Raw genomic sequence first — 15,107 nt, 5'->3', positions numbered from 1 at the left:
CATCGAGACCACGGTGGCTGGCCCGGGTCGGCTCGAGGACCGGTGCGGTGTAGGCGGCCAGGTCGGCCGCCGTCAGCTGACCGGGGTAGACGCTCACACCCGGCGCGGTGGACGGGTCTCGGACCTCGTCGACGATCGCCCGGGCAACCTGGCCCCGGTAGAGCTCGCCGACACCGCGCCGACCGATGAGGTCGTAGGTGTCGGCCAGGTCCGGGTTACGCATCGTGTCCCCGACCTCGGGGGCCTTGCCGCCGGGCAGGAAGACCCGCGCGGTCTCGGGGAAGAGCCGGAACCGCTCGGCGTTGGACTCGGTGTGACGGCGGTAGTAGGCGTCGACGACGAAACCTCGCCGGGCCAGCTGCTCGGCCGGGCGCAGCAGCCAGCGCAGCCGCCGGGTGCCGAACCGGTCGAGCGCGACCTGCCAGGTGAGCGGCGTGCCGGGCACTCCCACGGAGAGCCCTGAGCTCACCGTCTTAGCGAAGGGGAGGGCGTTGCCTGCGCCGTCGGTCAGCGAGGTGGAGGTGAAGCTCGCCGGTGCGGTCTCTCGGCCGTTGATCGTCCATGTCCGACCCGACCGTGCATGGTGGTAGACGAAGAAGCCGCCCCCACCGAGGCCGCACGAGAAGGGCTCGGTCACGCCGAGCGTGGCGGCCATCGCGACGGCGGCGTCGACGGCGTTGCCGCCGGAGCGAAGGATCCGCATCCCGACATCAGCGGCGTAGGGGTCGACGCAAGAGACCGCTCCCCCGGCGCCGATCGCCTCGGGCACCTTGAGCGGCTCGGGCACCGCGCGCGGACCCCGCCCGCGGCCGGGTGGTCTGCGGTGGGCGGGCTCGGCGTGGCCGGGTGGCGCGGTGAGTGCGACGGCGGCGCCGGCTCCGCCGGCGGTAAGGACGGTGCGGCGGGTGATCTCGGCCATGTCAGCTCCCTTGGTGACGACGAGATCTCCATGGTGGACCCGCTCGGGCGATCCTGCACCTCGAGAGCGGCGACCGGCGAAGGGGGTAAAGCACGACGTTCGGGTCCGGGACGAGCGTGGCTGCCGTCGGCTCACGGCACAGCCCCCGGAAACGCCATCAGGGCGAACCTCGAAAGGTCCGCCCTGATGTTGGTGCGCGCTAGCATCGCGGTGGTAGCGGGGGCAGGATTTGAACCTGCGACCTCCGGGTTATGAGCCCGGCGAGCTACCGAACTGCTCCACCCCGCGTCGTTGCGAGTGCAACTCTACGTGAACGCCGCGTGACGACAAAATCGCGCTGGTTCGATGTAGACACGCCCGAGGTGATGACCCGGTGCTACCTCAAATCAGCCCACCGAGTCGCCCCACTCACTCGCCGAGGTCGACCGAGCCACCACCGGGCTGGTTCGCGGCGGCCCGCTCGAGCGCCGCGCGCAGGTCCTTCTGCGCCTTGCCGTAGGCCTCGAGGTCGCCGGCCTTGAGCGCGTCCTGGCCGCGCTTGTAGGCCTCGCCCATGTCGGCGATCGCCTCGCGTAGCGCCTGCTCGGACCCTGACGCCGGAGCCTCGTCGCCACCCTGCTCACCGTCCGGCTCCTCGGCCGGCGGCTCCTGCGGCGCCGGCTCACCCCCTTCGCCGCTCGCCCCCGAGTCACCCCCGAAGAGCTCGTCGAGCGCGTCCTCGAGCGAGCGCGCCCACGCGTACCGGTCGCCGAAGCTGACGATGACCATCCGCATCGAGGGGTAGGCATTCTCCGAGGTCGAGGAGAGGTAGACCGGCTCGACGTGCAGGAAGCCCTCACCGACCGGCAGGGTCATGAGGTTGCCGAAGTCGACCTGGCTGTTGCCTCGCGAGCTGTTGTTGAGGAAGTCGCTCAGCGTCTGGTCGGTGTCGACGCCCTTGACCGAGCTGCTCGCGATCTCGTTCTGCACCTGCGGCGGGCCGGGCACCGTCGTCGAGCGTGGCACCGCGAGCATCCGCAGCGTCCCGTAGCCGTCGGCGGGGTTGCCCTTCTCGCCCCCCGCCTCGGACTCCACGGCCAGGTACCCGGCCATGACGTCGCGGTCGCCCTTCGGGATGTACGTCGAGGTCAGCGACCACGCCGGCTGGTCCTGGTCGGGCATCGCCATGGTGAGGTAGTAGGGCGGCTGGGCGACCTTCTGGTCACGCAGCACCGTCGGGTCGTTCGGGACGCGCCAGCGGTCCTGGCCGGCGCGGAAGTCGCTGGCGTTGGTCACGTGGTAGTCGGCGAGCACCGCGCGCTGCATCCGGAAGAGGTCCTCCGGGTAGCGCAGGTGCGACATCAGCTCGGCGCTGATCTCCGAGGTGGGCCGGATGAGGTCGGGGAAGGCCTCCGACCAGGCCTGCACGATCGGGTCCTCGTCGTCCCAGCGGTAGAGGCGCACCGACCCGTCGTAGGCGTCGACGGTCGCCTTGATCGAGTTGCGCATGTAGTTCACCCGGTCGCCGGTGAGCGCCAGCTGGCGCTGGGTCTCGATCGAGGTGACCGTGCCCTCCTGCACCCCCGAGACGCTGAACCGGCTGCTGTACGGGTAGGTCTGAGAGGTCGTGTAGCCATCGACCACCCACTGGATCCGACCGTCGACCACGGTCGGGTACGGGTCCTTGTCGAGGGTGAGCCACGGGGCGACCCGCTGCACCCGCTCGAGCGGGGTGCGGTGCTCGAGCAGGCGCGAGTTCGAGCCGACGGCGTCGGAGAGGACCAGCTTGAGGTCGCGATGGGTGATCGCGTAGGCGACCTGGCGAAGGGGGGAACCGATGTCGACCCCACCCTCACCGGTGTAGGTCGAGCGGCTCTCGGTGCCACCAGTCGGCCGGTCGACCTCGCGCGGGGGCGCGCCGGGCTCACCGCCGACGATGGAGAAGTGCTTCATCTGCTCGCCGAAGTAGATCCGAGGCTCGTACTCCCCCTTCGCCTCGGCGATGTCGAACCACGCCGGGCTGCCGCTGCCCGAGACCTGCGCCCCGCGAGCCGCGACGAGCCCGTAGCCGTGGGTGTAGACGGTGTGGTCGTTGACCCAGTCCCGCCGGTCTGCGGGAACCTTGGTCAGGTCGACCTCGCGGGCCGCGACCACGGTGTCGACGCTCTCGCCGTCGACGGTGTACCGGTCGACGTCGAGGTCGTCGGGGAAGGTGTAGTACGGCTGCTGGGCCTGGAGCTGCTGGAAGGTGGGGCTGACGACGTTGGGGTCGAGCAGGCGGATGCCCGGGATCGTCCCGGCGTCCTCGCGCAGCTGCCCGGCGGAGGCGCTCGAGACCGCGTCGTACTCCTCGACCTGGACGTCGTCGACGTCGTAGGCGGCTCGGGTGAAGTCGATGTTGTCCTGCAGGTACGGCTGCTCCAGCGACGAGCGCGACGGCGCCACCTTGTAGGTCTCGACCAGGGCCGGGTAGATGTTGCCGACGAGCACGGACAGGCCGACGAGGGTGGCCACCCCGATGACCGGCAGGCGCCAGCGGCGCAGCCGGATCGCGGCGAGGAAGAAGCCCGCGCACATCACCGCAGCCACGGCGAGGATGTACTTCGCCGGGACCACCGCGTTGGCGTCGGTGTAGCCGACCCCGGTGAGCACCGCCGACTCGTGCGTGGTCAGCGCGTGCGCGTCGAGCAGGTAGGAGACCCCACGCAGCAGGGCCAGGACCGCGCCGAGCACCCCGAGGTGGACGAACGTCGCCAGGCTCGACCCGCCCCGCCCGGGCGGACGCAGCCCGCCGTAGACGTAGTGCGCGAAGGCGGCGGCGATGAGGCACACCGTCGCGACGACGGTGAGGTAGCCGACGACGAAGGAGTACCAGGGCATGTCGAAGAGGTAGTAGCCGACATCCATCGAGAAGTGCGGGTCGTCGACCCCGACCTCGCTGCCGTGCCGCCAGAGCTTGTACTGCTGCCACTGACCCGCAGCCGCCAACCCGCCCATGAGCCCCATGACGAGCGGCAGCCCGATCGTCACGAGCCGGCGGAAGGGGTCGAGCACCTCGCGGTACTGCGCCAGCGCCCGCTCCCCCGGCGTCCCGGGCCAGCTCATCGCGCGCTGCCGGTACGGGATGACCAGGCTCACCGCCAGCGGGACGGCGATGAGCAGCCCCCCGACGACGAAGAGGAGGGCCTCGGCCGCGAGCCGGCGCCACCACGAGGCGCTGAAGCCGAGCGCCTCGAACCACAGCAGCTCGGTCCAGATCGCGGCCGCGACGATGACCGCCAGCACGACGAGCCCGAGGCCGATGAACCAGCGCAGCGCCCGCGACCCGGCGCGCCGGGCCTCCGCGGCGGCGGAGTCCTCCTCGCTGGGGACGCCCGCTCCGTCCTCGGGGGGCAGGTCGCTCGAGCTCATCGCTCTCTCTTCACGGTCCTCTGACAGGGTCGGCGCACACGGGGGAAACACCGCGGCGGGGACAACCTACCTACCGTCCCTGACAACGGGTGGGGCAGCATGGCCCCCGTGCCCGAATCGTCTCCTTCCGACCCCGTAGATCCCCGCGACCCGCGCGACCCCCTTCGCCCCGAGCCCCGGTCGCGTCCCGACTCCATGCCGGTCACCGAGCCCCTGGCCCGCTGCGCCCTGGAGACCGAGCGGCACGTGGGGACCGCGGGCTGGGACCAGGCACCACGGGTCTTCGCGCTCGTCGAGACCGAGGCGCTGCTCGCCGCCGAGCCGCAGCTGCGCGAGTCGATGTCGGTGACCGACCTCGTCCCGGGCGCGCTCACCGCGATCGAGCAGGAGGGATTTGCCCGGACCAGCTCGATCGAGACCCTGCTCGGGCGGCTCAGCTGGCCCGAGACGGTGCACGGGGCCGCGATCGCCATCGAGCGCGTGGTCGTCCCGCCGAGTGCGGAGCACGACCTGCCGAGCGACCCGGAGCAGGCAGCCGAGCACCTCGCGGCCCACCCGGACCGCCAGGACGTGCGCCTCCTCGCGGCCGTGCACCGCGACGGCCGCTCGATCTGCCTGCTGCGTCAGCGGGCCAACGACCACGACGACCAGGTCGCGATGGGTGAGGACATCGCCCCCGGCCTCGTCCACGCGTTGCGCACCACCCTCGAGGACTGAGCGAAGGGGGGAACCCCGGGGCCACCGCAGACCCGGGCCGGTCGGCGCACGACGGGAGCTCGGGCCGGCTTTCCGTGTGCCCAACCGGTGACTCGCGGGTCGGACGACACGAGTGATCCCCTCGGCGCGGCGACCTCGAGATCTCAGGGGGTCACCAGGGTGGCTACGCGGACTTGTGTCGTCGTACCCGCGGGTAGCAACGGCGGACGAAGGGAGACCCGGGCCGGTCGGCGGGCGAAGAGAGACGGGAGATCGGGCCGGCGGCGGGCCGCAGGCCAGCCGCGCCGAGAGGGGCGAAGGGTCCCGGGTCACCCGTGCCCCGGGGCGCCCCCCTCACCGGGTGCCGCAGGACGGCACAGCCGAGACATCCCCCTTCGCCGCTGCCTCGACGGCACCCACCGCATCGTCGAGGGTCGCGACCTCGAGCACGGTCAGGCCCGAGGGGACGTTCCCGCTCACCTCCGAGCAGTTGGCCCGCGGCGCGAGGAAGTAGGCAGCGCCCCCCTCCTGCGCGCCGATCATCTTCTGCTCGATGCCGCCGATCGGGCCCACGGCGCCGGCGTCGTCGATCGTCCCCGTGCCGGCGATCGAGGTCCCCGAGGTGAGCGCCCCGGGGGTGAGGACGTCGTAGATCGCCAGGGCGAACATCATCCCCGCGCTCGGGCCACCGACGTTGCCGGCGTCGATCTCGACCTCGATCGGGAAGTCGTAGAGCGCGTCGATGCCCACCCCGATCCCGGCACGGCCGCCGCCGAGGTCCTTGGTCCCGACCTGCACGTCCTGCTCGCGGCCGTCTCGCTCGATCGTCAGCTCGACGCCCTCGCCCGGTGTGCGATCCGAGATCGCGGCGATGACGTCGGCGACGGTCGTGACCGGCTCGCCGTCGACCTTGCGGATCTCATCCTTCAGCTCGAGGACCTTCGCCGCCGGGTAGTCCTCGGCGATCGAGGCGACGACGTTGTCCTGCGGCACGTCCTTGCCCATGCTGCGCAGCGCGGCCGCGACGGCGTTCTTCTGCGAGCCCTGCATCTGGGCGGCGTTGAGCTCCTTGACCTGCTTCTCGGTGTAGCCGGTGCCGAAGACCTGCTCCTCGGGCACGACGTCGGACTCGCTGTCGAGCGTGCCGAGCAGCCACTCCCAGAGGGTGATGTGCTCGTCGGGGCTGCCCTGCACGCTGACCGTCGTGAAGTACAGGTGACCGGTCGTCGGGTAGGTCTTCTCGTCGACGGTGATGATCTTCGCCGCGTCCTCGCCCTCGCCGATCGAGGCGAGGGTGTCGCGGACCGGTCCGGGAGACTCCACCGCGTACGGCACCTTGATGTTGGCCATGAGGAGCGAGATGGTGAGGATGACCAGCGAGATCCACATGATCGACCACGCCAGCGCGTCGGCGCGTCTCCTGTCGGTCATGGGCTCCCTCATGATGCTCCCCCGGCCGTGGGAACCTATCGGCCCCGACCGTGGTTGGGTCTGTTGGTGACGACACATCCTAAGGAGCGCAGATGAGCGAGCCGACCAGCGGCCAGGACGACGGGCGGGAGGAGCTGCCCGAGGAGATCGCGGCGATCTTCCAGGAGATGACCGGTGGCGCGCCCATCCCGCCGGAGGTGGCCCGTCAGCTCTCCGCGATGGGTATCGCCGACGCCGACCCGGCCCAGCTGCGAGCCATGGCCGGCCAGATGCGGGCGATGTTCAGCCCCGGCGCGACGGCGAAGGGGGTAGACCTGACCCAGGCGACGACGACCGCCCGCGAGGTGGTCGCCGAGGGCGACCGGACGATCGGGGCCCGCGAGACCAACCTCGCCGAGCAGGCGACCCGCGTCGCGGGCATGTGGCTCGACGAGGTCACCGACCTCGAGGCTCCCGGCCTGACCGGCATCGCGATGACCCGGGCGGAGTGGGTCGAGGAGACGATGCCGCTGTGGGCCCGGCTCGTCGAGCCGGTCGCCGACGGGGTGTCCGGGGCGATCCGGGACTCGATGACCGCTCAGCTGAGCGGGCCGGACGCGCCGGACCTCACCGCGCTCGGCGTGCCCGAGGGCACCAACCCGCTCGCCCTCGCCGGGCAGCTCGCCCCGATGATCGACCGGCTCGGCTCGGCCCTGGTCACCGCGCAGACCGGCAGCGCCGTCGGTGCCCTCGCCGAGGACACGGTCACCGGCACCGAGGTCGGCATCCCCTTGCTGAACGATCACGTCGTGCTGCTGCCGGCCAACATCGCCGAGCTCGCCGACGGGCTCGACGTCGACATCGACGAGGTGTGGCTGCACCTGGCCGTCCGGGAGAGCGCGCGGATGCGTCTCTTCGTCGACGTGCCGTGGCTCGGCCCGCAGATCCTCGCGGCGGTCGAGGAGTACGCCCGTGGCATCGCGATCGACACCTCTGCGGTTGACCGCGCGGTTACCCAGCTCGAGCCGGGCGACGTCGCCGCGATGCAGGAGGCGCTGGCCGGCTCGCTCTTCCGTCCCTCGCCCTCCGCGGCGCAGCAGGCGGCCCTGACCCGGCTCGAGACCTGGCTGGCGCTTATCGAGGGCTGGGTCGACGTCGTCACTGCACGCGCCGCCGGCCCTCACCTGCCCAAGACCGACGCCCTCGCCGAGACGGTGCGGCGCCGGCGCGCGAGCGGCGGCCCGGCCGAGAAGACCTTCGCCGGGCTCGTCGGGCTCGAGCTGCGTCCGCGCCGGCTGCGCGACGCCGCGAACCTCTTCGCCGCGCTCGAGGACGCCGGCGGCGCCTCGGCGCGCGACGCCGCCTGGGGCCACCCCGACGTCGCCCCGACCTCGGCGGACCTGGACGACCCGCTCGGCTATGTCGAGCGGACCACCGGCGCGAAGGGGGGTCAGCCCGCCTCCTCGACCGGGTCGGGTCCCGACGCCGGTGACCCGGAGCAGACGGGCGCGTCCGGCTCCGAAGGGTCCTCGCCGACAGGTGCCCCGGCCGGGGACGACCTCGACGCCGAGCTCGCGGCCCTGCTCGACGAGGAGGCGCGCAAGCGCGAGGACCCCGGCACGTCCGACGACGCGTGAGGTCCGGTCCCGGGGAGGCCGGCGACGTCGCGGTCGGGGCGTCGGACGACGCGACCGTCGGCGAGGTCGGCGAGGTCGGCGAGGTCGGCGACGTCACGGTCGGGGCAGCGGGCGGCTCTCGGCTCGCCGACGACCTCGAGAACGTGCTGCGCACGTGGTCGGCGCCCGACCGCGAGCAGGAGGCGCTGCGGGAGTCCTTCCTCGGCCACCTTGTCCGGCACCCGGACGCGGTGCACCGGGACGGTCCGCCGGAGCACTTCACCGTCGGGTGCGTCGTGCTCGATGCGGAGGGGGAGCAGGTGCTGCTCACGCTGCACGCGAAGGCGCGGCGGTGGTTCCAGCTCGGCGGGCACATCGAGCCGGGTGACCCCAGCATCGCCGGCGCTGCCCTGCGCGAGGCGGTCGAGGAGTCCGGGCTGTGCGCGCGAGACCTGACCGTGCACCCCGAGCCGGTCCTCCTTGACCGGCACGAGCTGCCCGGTGCCTTCGGGCGGTGCTCGGCGCACCTCGACATCCGCTACGCCGCCGTCGCCCGCCCCGGGAGCCAGCCGAGAGTCTCGAGCGAGTCGCTGGACCTCGCGTGGTGGCCAGCGGACGCGCTGCCCGAGGGCACCGCCGAGGAGCTCACCCCGTCGGTGCGCGCCGCCCGCGCTGCCGTCGCCGCGTTGACGCCGCCCGCACTGCCGTAGCCGCGTCGCATCACGCCGGTAGTCGTCCCGGACTGGCGCCCGCGCTGCCGTAGCCGCGCTCACCCCCCTTCGCCGATCACCCGGCGCCTGATCGTCTCTCCAACCCGCCCCTACCCAGCCGCCGACTCCGGGGCGGCGGCTCCACCCCCTTCGTCGATCTCCGGCTCGTCCCAGGACTCCCCCGACCGGCCGGAGAAGCCCTCGAGGTACCCCCGCGCCCGCTCCCGCTGCGGGTATCGGTCCATGAGCGCGTAGAAGTCACGCCCGTGCCCTGGCACGAGCAGGTGCACCAGCTCGTGGGTGAGCACGTAGTCCAGGACGTAGTCGGGCATCTCCTGCAAGCGGTGACTCAGCCGGATCGCCTTCGACGACGGGGTGCACGACCCCCACCGCGAGTTCTGGTTCGTCACCCAGCGCACGCTCGACGGCACCGCGGCACCATCGAGGTAGCGGCGCGAGAGGGCCATCGCCCGCTCGTGCAGGTCGACGTCGGTGGGCCGGCGCCGCTCCCGCCGGGCAGCGAGCCGCTCGGCCATGTCACGGACGTAGCGCTGCTCCGCCGAGGCGCTCAACCCGGTCGGCAGCATGACGACCAAGGTGTCCCCCTCGACCCGCGCGGAGACGGTCTTGCGGCGGCGGGCGCTGCGGCGGATCTCGACGTCGGCGAAGTAGTCCATGTCCAGACCGTAGGGCCCGGCACCGACAACGTCCCGGCGCCCCTGTGGACAACCCGCGCGGCGAGGCGGCCCGACAGTGCGAGTCTGCTCGATGACACCACACCCCAACGACGCCCGACGACCCCGATGACCCCGATGCGAGGACCCCATGACCCGCCGCCCCCGACTCACCCGTCCGATCCAGCCGCTGGCCCGACCGGACGGCGCGATCCAGCTGGGCCTCGACCCGCGCAGCGCCCTCGTCACCCGAGGAGTCACCGCCGCGGAGTGCCGGTGGCTGTCGACGCTCGACGGCTCACGCGAAGAGGGCCAGGTGATCACGGCCGCTGCGGCGCACGGCATCACCGCCGAGCGCGCGGAGAGCCTCATCGCCAGCTTCGCCGAGCACGGGCTCGTGGACCGCGACGGCGTCGTCCCCGACCTGCGCAAGGCCGTGGCGGTGGTCGGGGCCGGCAGCGTGCCCGCGCACCTCGCCGAGACCCTGCGCGAGGCGGGCGTGCACCCGGTGCGACGGCTGATCGACGGGCTGAGCGATGACGAGCCTGCGGCCGCGGAGCTCGCGGTCCTCGTCTGCCCCGTCCCCGTCCCAGCCGGAGCGGGTGAGACCTGGCGCGCGGCGGGGACCGCGCACCTGCCCGTCTGGTGCGGCCGCACCCACGCCAGCGTGGGTCCGCTCGTCGTCCCTGGAGCCGGGCCCTGCCTGCAGTGCCTCGAGCTGACCCGGGTCACCCTCGACCCCGGGTGGAGCTGGATCCGAGCCCAGATCTCCCGTCCGCAGGTGGGTCCGGTCGTGCCGGTGGAGGCGGAGGTGACCCTGCGCAGCCTCGTCGTCGGCATCGCGGCCGGCGTGGTCATCGACACCCTGACGTCTGGCCCCGACCCCTCCGGCTGGTCGCTCGACGCCTTCGCCCCCGGACCGTGCCTGGAGCGGCGCCGATGGCCGCGCCAGCCGGGCTGCCCGCGATGCGGCGTCGACCAGGCGGCGAGCCCTCCGGCGGATGCTCAGGCTCCCGGGCGACAATGGGCGGGATGAGTGAGATTCCCCGCAACGCTGCCCGGCGCACCGCCCGGCTGGCCTCGCTGCCGCTCGGCGCCGCCAGCCGAAGCGCGATCGGTCTGAGCCGTCGTGCGCGCGGCGAGTCCGCCGAGAGCGTCAACGAGGACCTACGCCGTCGCACCGCAGAGCAGCTCTTCACCGTGCTCGGCTCGCTCAAGGGCGGCGCGATGAAGGTGGGCCAGACGCTCAGCGTCCTCGAGGCCGCCATGCCCGAGGACCTCGTCCAGCCGTACCGCGAGATGCTCGTCCAGCTCCAGGACGCGGCGCCCCCGATGAGCTACTCCACGGTGACCGACATCCTCGACCGCCAGCTCGGGTCGGGGTGGGAGCGCACGATGGTCCGCGACCTGAGCGAACGCCCGGTCGCGGCGGCCTCGATCGGGCAGGTCCACCGGGGGACGTGGAGCGACGGGCGCACGGTCGCGGTCAAGGTGCAGTACCCCGGCGCCGACTCTGCGCTGCGCAGCGACCTCCAGCAGCTTGCCCGCCTCGCGCGGGTCATGGGCAGCTTCGTCAGCGGGCTCGACATCAAGTCCGTGACCGATGAGCTGCTCGAGCGCGCCGACGAGGAGCTCGACTACGCCCTCGAGGCCGAGAACCAGCGCGTCTTCGCCCGCGCGTACCGGGGCGACCCCGACGTCGCGGTACCTGACGTCGTCGCCCAGACCGAGCACGTGCTCGTCTCCGAGTGGCTCGACGGCTCCCCGCTCAGCCAGGTCATCCGGGAGGGCAGCCAGGAGGTGCGCGACGCGGTCGGCGCGCTCTACCTCGAGATGGCGGCGAGCTCACCGGCGCGGTGCGGGATGCTCCAGGCCGACCCGCACCCGGGCAACTTCCGACTCACCCCCGACGGCCGGCTCGGGGTGCTCGACTTCGGTGCCGTCAACCGGCTGCCCGACGGATTCCCCCCGCGCATCGGACCCCTGGTCAGCCTCGCGCTGCGAGGCGAGGCCGAGGCGCTCGTGGACGGCCTGCGCGCCGAGGGGTTCATCCGGCAGGGCGTCAGCGTCGACCCGGACCGGATGCTGCGCTACCTGCGCCCCTTCGTCGAGCCGCTGGGCAAGGCCTCCCACCACTTCACGCGCGAGTGGCTCCGCGAGGTCTCGGCGCCGCTGACCGACCCCCGCACCGAGGAGTTCCTCACCGGCGCGAAGTTCAACCTGCCGCCGGAGTACGTCCTCATCCATCGGGTCTTCCTCGGCAACACCGCCGTCCTGAGCCAGCTCGAGGCGAGGGTCGGCGCCCGCGAGATCTTCGAGCGTCACCTCCCCGGCTTCGCCCCGCCGCCCCTCTGAGCCACCCGACCTCGCCCCTCCCCCTTCGCACCTGCCAAGGCTCGTGCCCGACCCCTTCGCACCTGCCAAGGCAGGTACCCCACCTGGGGCACCTGCCTTGGCAGATCCGGGTACGGCGCGGTCACCGCAGACCGAGCAGGGTCGGCATGGACTGGCTGGGCGACTCGGCCCGGCGCGGGAGACCGGGCTGATGACCTCGCGCGGCCTGGCGCTCACGCCGGGTCGTCCGGCTCCGACGTAGTCGCGCCGCGGTGGTACGGGTGATCTGTCGCATGGGTGCTTCACCTCCTCAAGGGCGGGTCAGGCCGAGATCGGATGCTTACGGGGACGGCCGCGGGGCCGCTTGCGCGGGATCACCCGGCCACCGTCGAAGAGCTCGCCACCCCACACGCCCCAGGGCTCGCCTCGCTCCAGTGCCCCGTCGAGGCAGCTCTGGCGGACCGGGCAGCTCGCGCACAGCGACTTGGCGTGCTCGACCCCGGCGGGGGTCTCGGCGAACCACAGCTCGGGCTCCGCAACGAGGCAGGGCGCCTCGGCCGGCGCGTCGACCTCGATCGCGGGCAACGGCTGGGGTGGGTGGCGGGTCTCGATGATCGTCATGTCGGGTCCTCCTGGGCGGGGTCGGGTGAAAACAGAGAAAGGCCGCGGTATCCGGTGTGGATGCCGCGGCCTCGAGGAGGTCGAACCGTCGTGGGCTAGGTGAGCCTGACGGGTCGCAGATCTCGAGGTCGCGCGGCGTCCGGGAAGCCGAAGGTGCCAGCAGCGCCACCGGTGGCGTCGGTCCCACCGAAGGCGGCAGCTGCGCCGAAGGCATCGGCTGCACGCAGAGCGGCTGCGCCACGCAGACGTGCGGCGGCGACTCCCCCGCGGACGAGGGCAGCGCCGTGCACGACGGTGGTGACGATCTGGTTCTTCATCGTGGGCTGCCCTCCTCTCGTGATCTGCTCTCTCGGTCGCGCCCAGGCGCTCCCGACTGACGCGTTGGACACTAGAGCAGACGTCGTGCGGCGCGCGACTTCTTTTTTCGAGGGGCTTTCGTCATCAAGCTCGACCCGAGTTGTTGCAGCTTCGCCCGACTTCGGTAGTCGGGTGAAGCTGCAACAACTCCCTCAACCCGATAACTGGCGGGCGAAGGGGGCGAGGCCGGGCGAGGACGAAGGGAGACGGCGAAGGGGGGTCAGCCGCGGGCGGCGGGTTCGTCGCCGGCGACGATGGCGAGCACGTCCTCGCCGTAGAGCTCGAGCTTGCGTGCACCCACCCCGCTGATCGCGCGCAGCGCGGCCACGTCCTTGGGCTCGGCGTCGGCGATCGCCTCGAGGGTGGCGTCGGTGAAGACGACGAAGGCGGGGACGGACTGCTCCGCGGAGAGCTCGCGGCGCCAGGTCACGAGCCGCTCGTAGAGCTTCTCGTCGTAGGTCGGCGGGCAGGCGGGGCAGCGGCCGGCGGCGCGCTGGGGCGCCGTGGTCAGCTCGGTGCCGCACCCCTTGCAGTGCCGCACCCGCGCCGAGCGCGGTCCGCGGCGCGCACCGCCACCCCCCGCTCCACCGCGCGCCCCGCCCGCCTTCGGCGTCGAGCGCGCCCCCTCACCGAGAACCACCGCGAGCGGGTCGAGGAATCGGCTGACCCGGCGGGTGGGCCGCGCGCCCGGGGTCCGGGCCCGGGCCCACGACAGGTGCAGCTCGTCGCGGGCCCGGGTCATCCCGACATAGAGGAGGCGCCGCTCCTCCTCGATCTCGTCCGGCCCCTCAGCCATGACGATCGGCATGAGGCCGTCGCTGCACCCAGCGAGGTGCACGACCGGCCACTCCAACCCCTTCGCCGCGTGGAGCGAGGCCAGGGTGACCCCCTCGACCGACGGTGCGTGCTGCGCCGCCGCCCGCTCGTCGAGCTCGCGGATCAGCTCCGGCAGGCGCACCCCGGGCGAGGTCGCGGCCAGGCGCTCCGCGAGGGTGACCAGGGCCCGCAGCGACTCCCACCGGGCCCGCACCGCCCCGGACGCGGCCGGCGGCTCCTCCTGGTAGCCCACCCCCTGGAGGACGTCGGCGACGGTGTCGGGCAGCGACTTCGACTCGTCGTCGGTGCGCGCGGCCCCACGCAGCAGGACGATCGCATCGCGCACCTCGCGTCGCGCGAAGAACCGCTCACCGCCGCGCACGAGGTACGGCACCCCGGCGTCGGCGAGCGCGGACTCGAAGCCCTCGGACTGCCCGTTGGTCCGCAGGAGGATCGCCACGTCGGAGGCCGGCCGGCCCGCGTCGAGCTGGCTGCGGATCCGGGCTGCCACCCAGGCCGCCTCGGCCGGGTCGTCGTCGAGCGCGGTGAGCGTCGGGTCGGGCCCGGCGCTGCGCTGCGCGACGAGCTCGACCGCCCCGCGTCGAGCGGTCGAGCCGCTGGGCATCGAGGCGACGAGGGTGTTGGCCAGCCGCACCACCTCGGGCGTCGAGCGGTAGTTGCGCACGAGGCGCACGGTGCGCGCGCCCGGGTGCGCCGCGCTGAAACCGAGCAGGTGCTGCGGGCTGGCACCGGTGAAGGAGTAGATCGTCTGCATCGGGTCGCCGACCACGCAGACCTCGTGCCGCCCGCCGAGCCACAGCTCGAGCAGGCGCTGCTGCAGCGCGTTGACGTCCTGGTACTCGTCGACGACGAAGTGCCGGTACTGCTGGCGCACCGTCGCCGCGATGTCGTCGCGCTCCTCGAGGATGCCGACGGTGAGGAGCAGCACGTCCTCGAAGTCGATGACCGCTCGCTCGCCCTTGACCTCCTCGTACACCTCGAGCAGCCGCGCCATGCCGCTCTCGTCCATGCCGGGCGGCTCGCGGCCCTCGCGCCGGGCAGCCGCCGCGTAGCTCTCCGGGGTGAGCAGGCTCACCTTGGCCCACTCGACCTCGGCCGCCACGTCGCGCAGCTCGGTGCGGTCCAGGCGCAGGCGAAGGCGGGACGCGGCCTCGGCGACGACGGGCGCCTTGTGCGGGAGGATCTCCGGGGCGGCCCCGCCGATCGCGTGGGGCCAGAAGTAGTGCAGCTGCCGCAGCGCCGCCGCGTGGAAGGTGCGGGCCTGCACCCCGGCCACGCCGAGCTCGCGCAGCCGCACCCGCATCTCGCCGGCCGCTCGGGCGGTGAAGGTCACCGCGAGCACCCGCATCGGCTGGTAGGCGCCGGAGTGCACCCCGTAGGCGATGCGGTGGGTGATCGCCCGGGTCTTGCCGGTGCCGGCGCCGGCGAGGACGCACAGCGGGCCGGTAGGGGTGGCAGCGACCTCGCGCTGCTCGGGGTCGAGGGCGTCCAGGACGTCGTCGGCGCTCGGTGGTGCGGTCACGTCGGCGATGCTCTCAGAGGC

The 15,107-nt window shown here is 72.9% G+C and carries 13 protein-coding genes and 1 tRNA gene; 5 read left to right on the top strand and 9 right to left on the bottom strand.

Annotated features, from left to right (window positions below; all coding sequences use genetic code 11):
* From FB557_RS04595 to FB557_RS04585, 3 genes are all read right to left on the bottom strand, one after another.
* Positions 1–919, bottom strand: a 919-nt coding sequence (locus FB557_RS04595; protein WP_211356476.1) for a gamma-glutamyltransferase, incomplete at its 3' end; no start/stop codon positions are given.
* 211 nt (positions 920–1,130) lie between these two features.
* A tRNA-Met gene (locus FB557_RS04590) sits at positions 1,131–1,207 on the bottom strand.
* Between the two features lie 120 nt (positions 1,208–1,327).
* Positions 1,328–4,309 carry a UPF0182 family membrane protein gene (locus FB557_RS04585; protein ID WP_144855935.1) on the bottom strand — a complete coding sequence of 994 codons (2,982 nt, stop codon included), beginning with the start codon at positions 4,307–4,309 and terminating at the stop codon, positions 1,328–1,330.
* 195 nt (positions 4,310–4,504) lie between these two features.
* Here FB557_RS04585 and FB557_RS04580 point away from each other — a divergent pair, with 195 nt between their 5' ends.
* Complete coding sequence (locus FB557_RS04580) at positions 4,505–5,026, top strand: PPA1309 family protein (RefSeq protein ID WP_144855933.1); 522 nt, start codon at positions 4,505–4,507, stop codon at positions 5,024–5,026.
* A gap of 333 nt (positions 5,027–5,359) precedes the next feature.
* Here the strand turns inward: FB557_RS04580 and FB557_RS04575 are convergent, their stop codons facing one another.
* Positions 5,360–6,436 (bottom strand): YlbL family protein, encoded by a 1,077-nt coding sequence (locus FB557_RS04575; RefSeq protein ID WP_170236177.1) that lies wholly within the window; start codon positions 6,434–6,436, stop codon positions 5,360–5,362.
* Between the two features lie 92 nt (positions 6,437–6,528).
* On the opposite strand from FB557_RS04575, the gene FB557_RS04570 reads away from it, so the two are divergent.
* Positions 6,529–8,052, top strand: coding sequence for a zinc-dependent metalloprotease (locus FB557_RS04570; RefSeq protein WP_144855930.1), 1,524 nt, complete (start codon positions 6,529–6,531; stop codon positions 8,050–8,052).
* Positions 8,049–8,741: an NUDIX hydrolase gene (locus FB557_RS04565; protein WP_246074400.1), complete on the top strand. Its 693-nt coding sequence runs from the start codon at positions 8,049–8,051 to the stop codon at positions 8,739–8,741. Before FB557_RS04570 ends, FB557_RS04565 begins: the two co-directional genes overlap by 4 nt.
* A 110-nt stretch (positions 8,742–8,851) precedes the next feature.
* On the opposite strand, the gene FB557_RS04560 is transcribed toward FB557_RS04565, so the two are convergent.
* Positions 8,852–9,418, bottom strand: coding sequence for a M48 metallopeptidase family protein (locus FB557_RS04560; protein WP_144855928.1), 567 nt, complete (start codon positions 9,416–9,418; stop codon positions 8,852–8,854).
* 148 nt (positions 9,419–9,566) lie between these two features.
* Between FB557_RS04560 and FB557_RS04555 the strand changes: the two genes are divergently transcribed.
* Both FB557_RS04555 and FB557_RS04550 read left to right on the top strand, forming a co-directional pair.
* Positions 9,567–10,451, top strand: a complete 885-nt coding sequence (locus FB557_RS04555; protein WP_144855926.1) for a hypothetical protein — start codon at positions 9,567–9,569, stop codon at positions 10,449–10,451.
* Positions 10,448–11,770, top strand: coding sequence for an ABC1 kinase family protein (locus tag FB557_RS04550; RefSeq protein ID WP_144855924.1), 1,323 nt, complete (start codon positions 10,448–10,450; stop codon positions 11,768–11,770). The genes FB557_RS04555 and FB557_RS04550 overlap by 4 nt, the downstream gene beginning before the upstream one ends.
* A 121-nt stretch (positions 11,771–11,891) precedes the next feature.
* On the opposite strand, the gene FB557_RS14115 is transcribed toward FB557_RS04550, so the two are convergent.
* The 4 genes from FB557_RS14115 to FB557_RS04535 all read right to left on the bottom strand — a co-directional run bounded on the left by FB557_RS14115 (position 11,892) and on the right by FB557_RS04535 (position 15,095).
* Positions 11,892–12,044, bottom strand: coding sequence for a hypothetical protein (locus FB557_RS14115; RefSeq protein ID WP_170236176.1), 153 nt, complete (start codon positions 12,042–12,044; stop codon positions 11,892–11,894).
* Between the two features lie 26 nt (positions 12,045–12,070).
* A complete protein-coding gene (locus FB557_RS04545) occupies positions 12,071–12,370 on the bottom strand; it encodes a WhiB family transcriptional regulator (protein WP_144855922.1) in 300 nt (99 codons plus the stop codon).
* 95 nt (positions 12,371–12,465) lie between these two features.
* Positions 12,466–12,687, bottom strand: a complete 222-nt coding sequence (locus FB557_RS04540; protein ID WP_144855920.1) for a hypothetical protein — start codon at positions 12,685–12,687, stop codon at positions 12,466–12,468.
* Positions 12,688–12,947: 260 nt separating this feature from the next.
* Positions 12,948–15,095: an ATP-dependent DNA helicase UvrD2 gene (locus tag FB557_RS04535; protein ID WP_246074431.1), complete on the bottom strand. Its 2,148-nt coding sequence runs from the start codon at positions 15,093–15,095 to the stop codon at positions 12,948–12,950.
* Between the last annotated feature and the right edge of the window lie 12 nt (positions 15,096–15,107).

This window comes from Marihabitans asiaticum, assembly GCF_007828725.1.
Classification (GTDB): domain Bacteria; phylum Actinomycetota; class Actinomycetes; order Actinomycetales; family Dermatophilaceae; genus Marihabitans; species Marihabitans asiaticum.
This window is presented reverse-complemented; position numbering and strand designations above follow the sequence as displayed.

What these genes read in the sequence shown, in the direction of transcription:
- FB557_RS04575 (WP_170236177.1), bottom strand. Translation starts at nt 6,436, where the DNA reads ATGACCGACAGGAGACGCGCCGACGCGCTGGCGTGGTCGATCATGTGG.
- FB557_RS04550 (WP_144855924.1), top strand. Translation starts at nt 10,448, where the DNA reads ATGAGTGAGATTCCCCGCAACGCTGCCCGGCGCACCGCCCGGCTGGCC.
- FB557_RS04540 (WP_144855920.1), bottom strand. Translation starts at nt 12,687, where the DNA reads ATGAAGAACCAGATCGTCACCACCGTCGTGCACGGCGCTGCCCTCGTC.
- FB557_RS04545 (WP_144855922.1), bottom strand. Translation starts at nt 12,370, where the DNA reads ATGACGATCATCGAGACCCGCCACCCACCCCAGCCGTTGCCCGCGATC.
- FB557_RS04585 (WP_144855935.1), bottom strand. Translation starts at nt 4,309, where the DNA reads ATGAGCTCGAGCGACCTGCCCCCCGAGGACGGAGCGGGCGTCCCCAGC.
- FB557_RS04580 (WP_144855933.1), top strand. Translation starts at nt 4,505, where the DNA reads ATGCCGGTCACCGAGCCCCTGGCCCGCTGCGCCCTGGAGACCGAGCGG.
- FB557_RS04570 (WP_144855930.1), top strand. Translation starts at nt 6,529, where the DNA reads ATGAGCGAGCCGACCAGCGGCCAGGACGACGGGCGGGAGGAGCTGCCC.
- FB557_RS04560 (WP_144855928.1), bottom strand. Translation starts at nt 9,418, where the DNA reads ATGGACTACTTCGCCGACGTCGAGATCCGCCGCAGCGCCCGCCGCCGC.
- FB557_RS04555 (WP_144855926.1), top strand. Translation starts at nt 9,567, where the DNA reads ATGACCCGCCGCCCCCGACTCACCCGTCCGATCCAGCCGCTGGCCCGA.
- FB557_RS14115 (WP_170236176.1), bottom strand. Translation starts at nt 12,044, where the DNA reads ATGCGACAGATCACCCGTACCACCGCGGCGCGACTACGTCGGAGCCGG.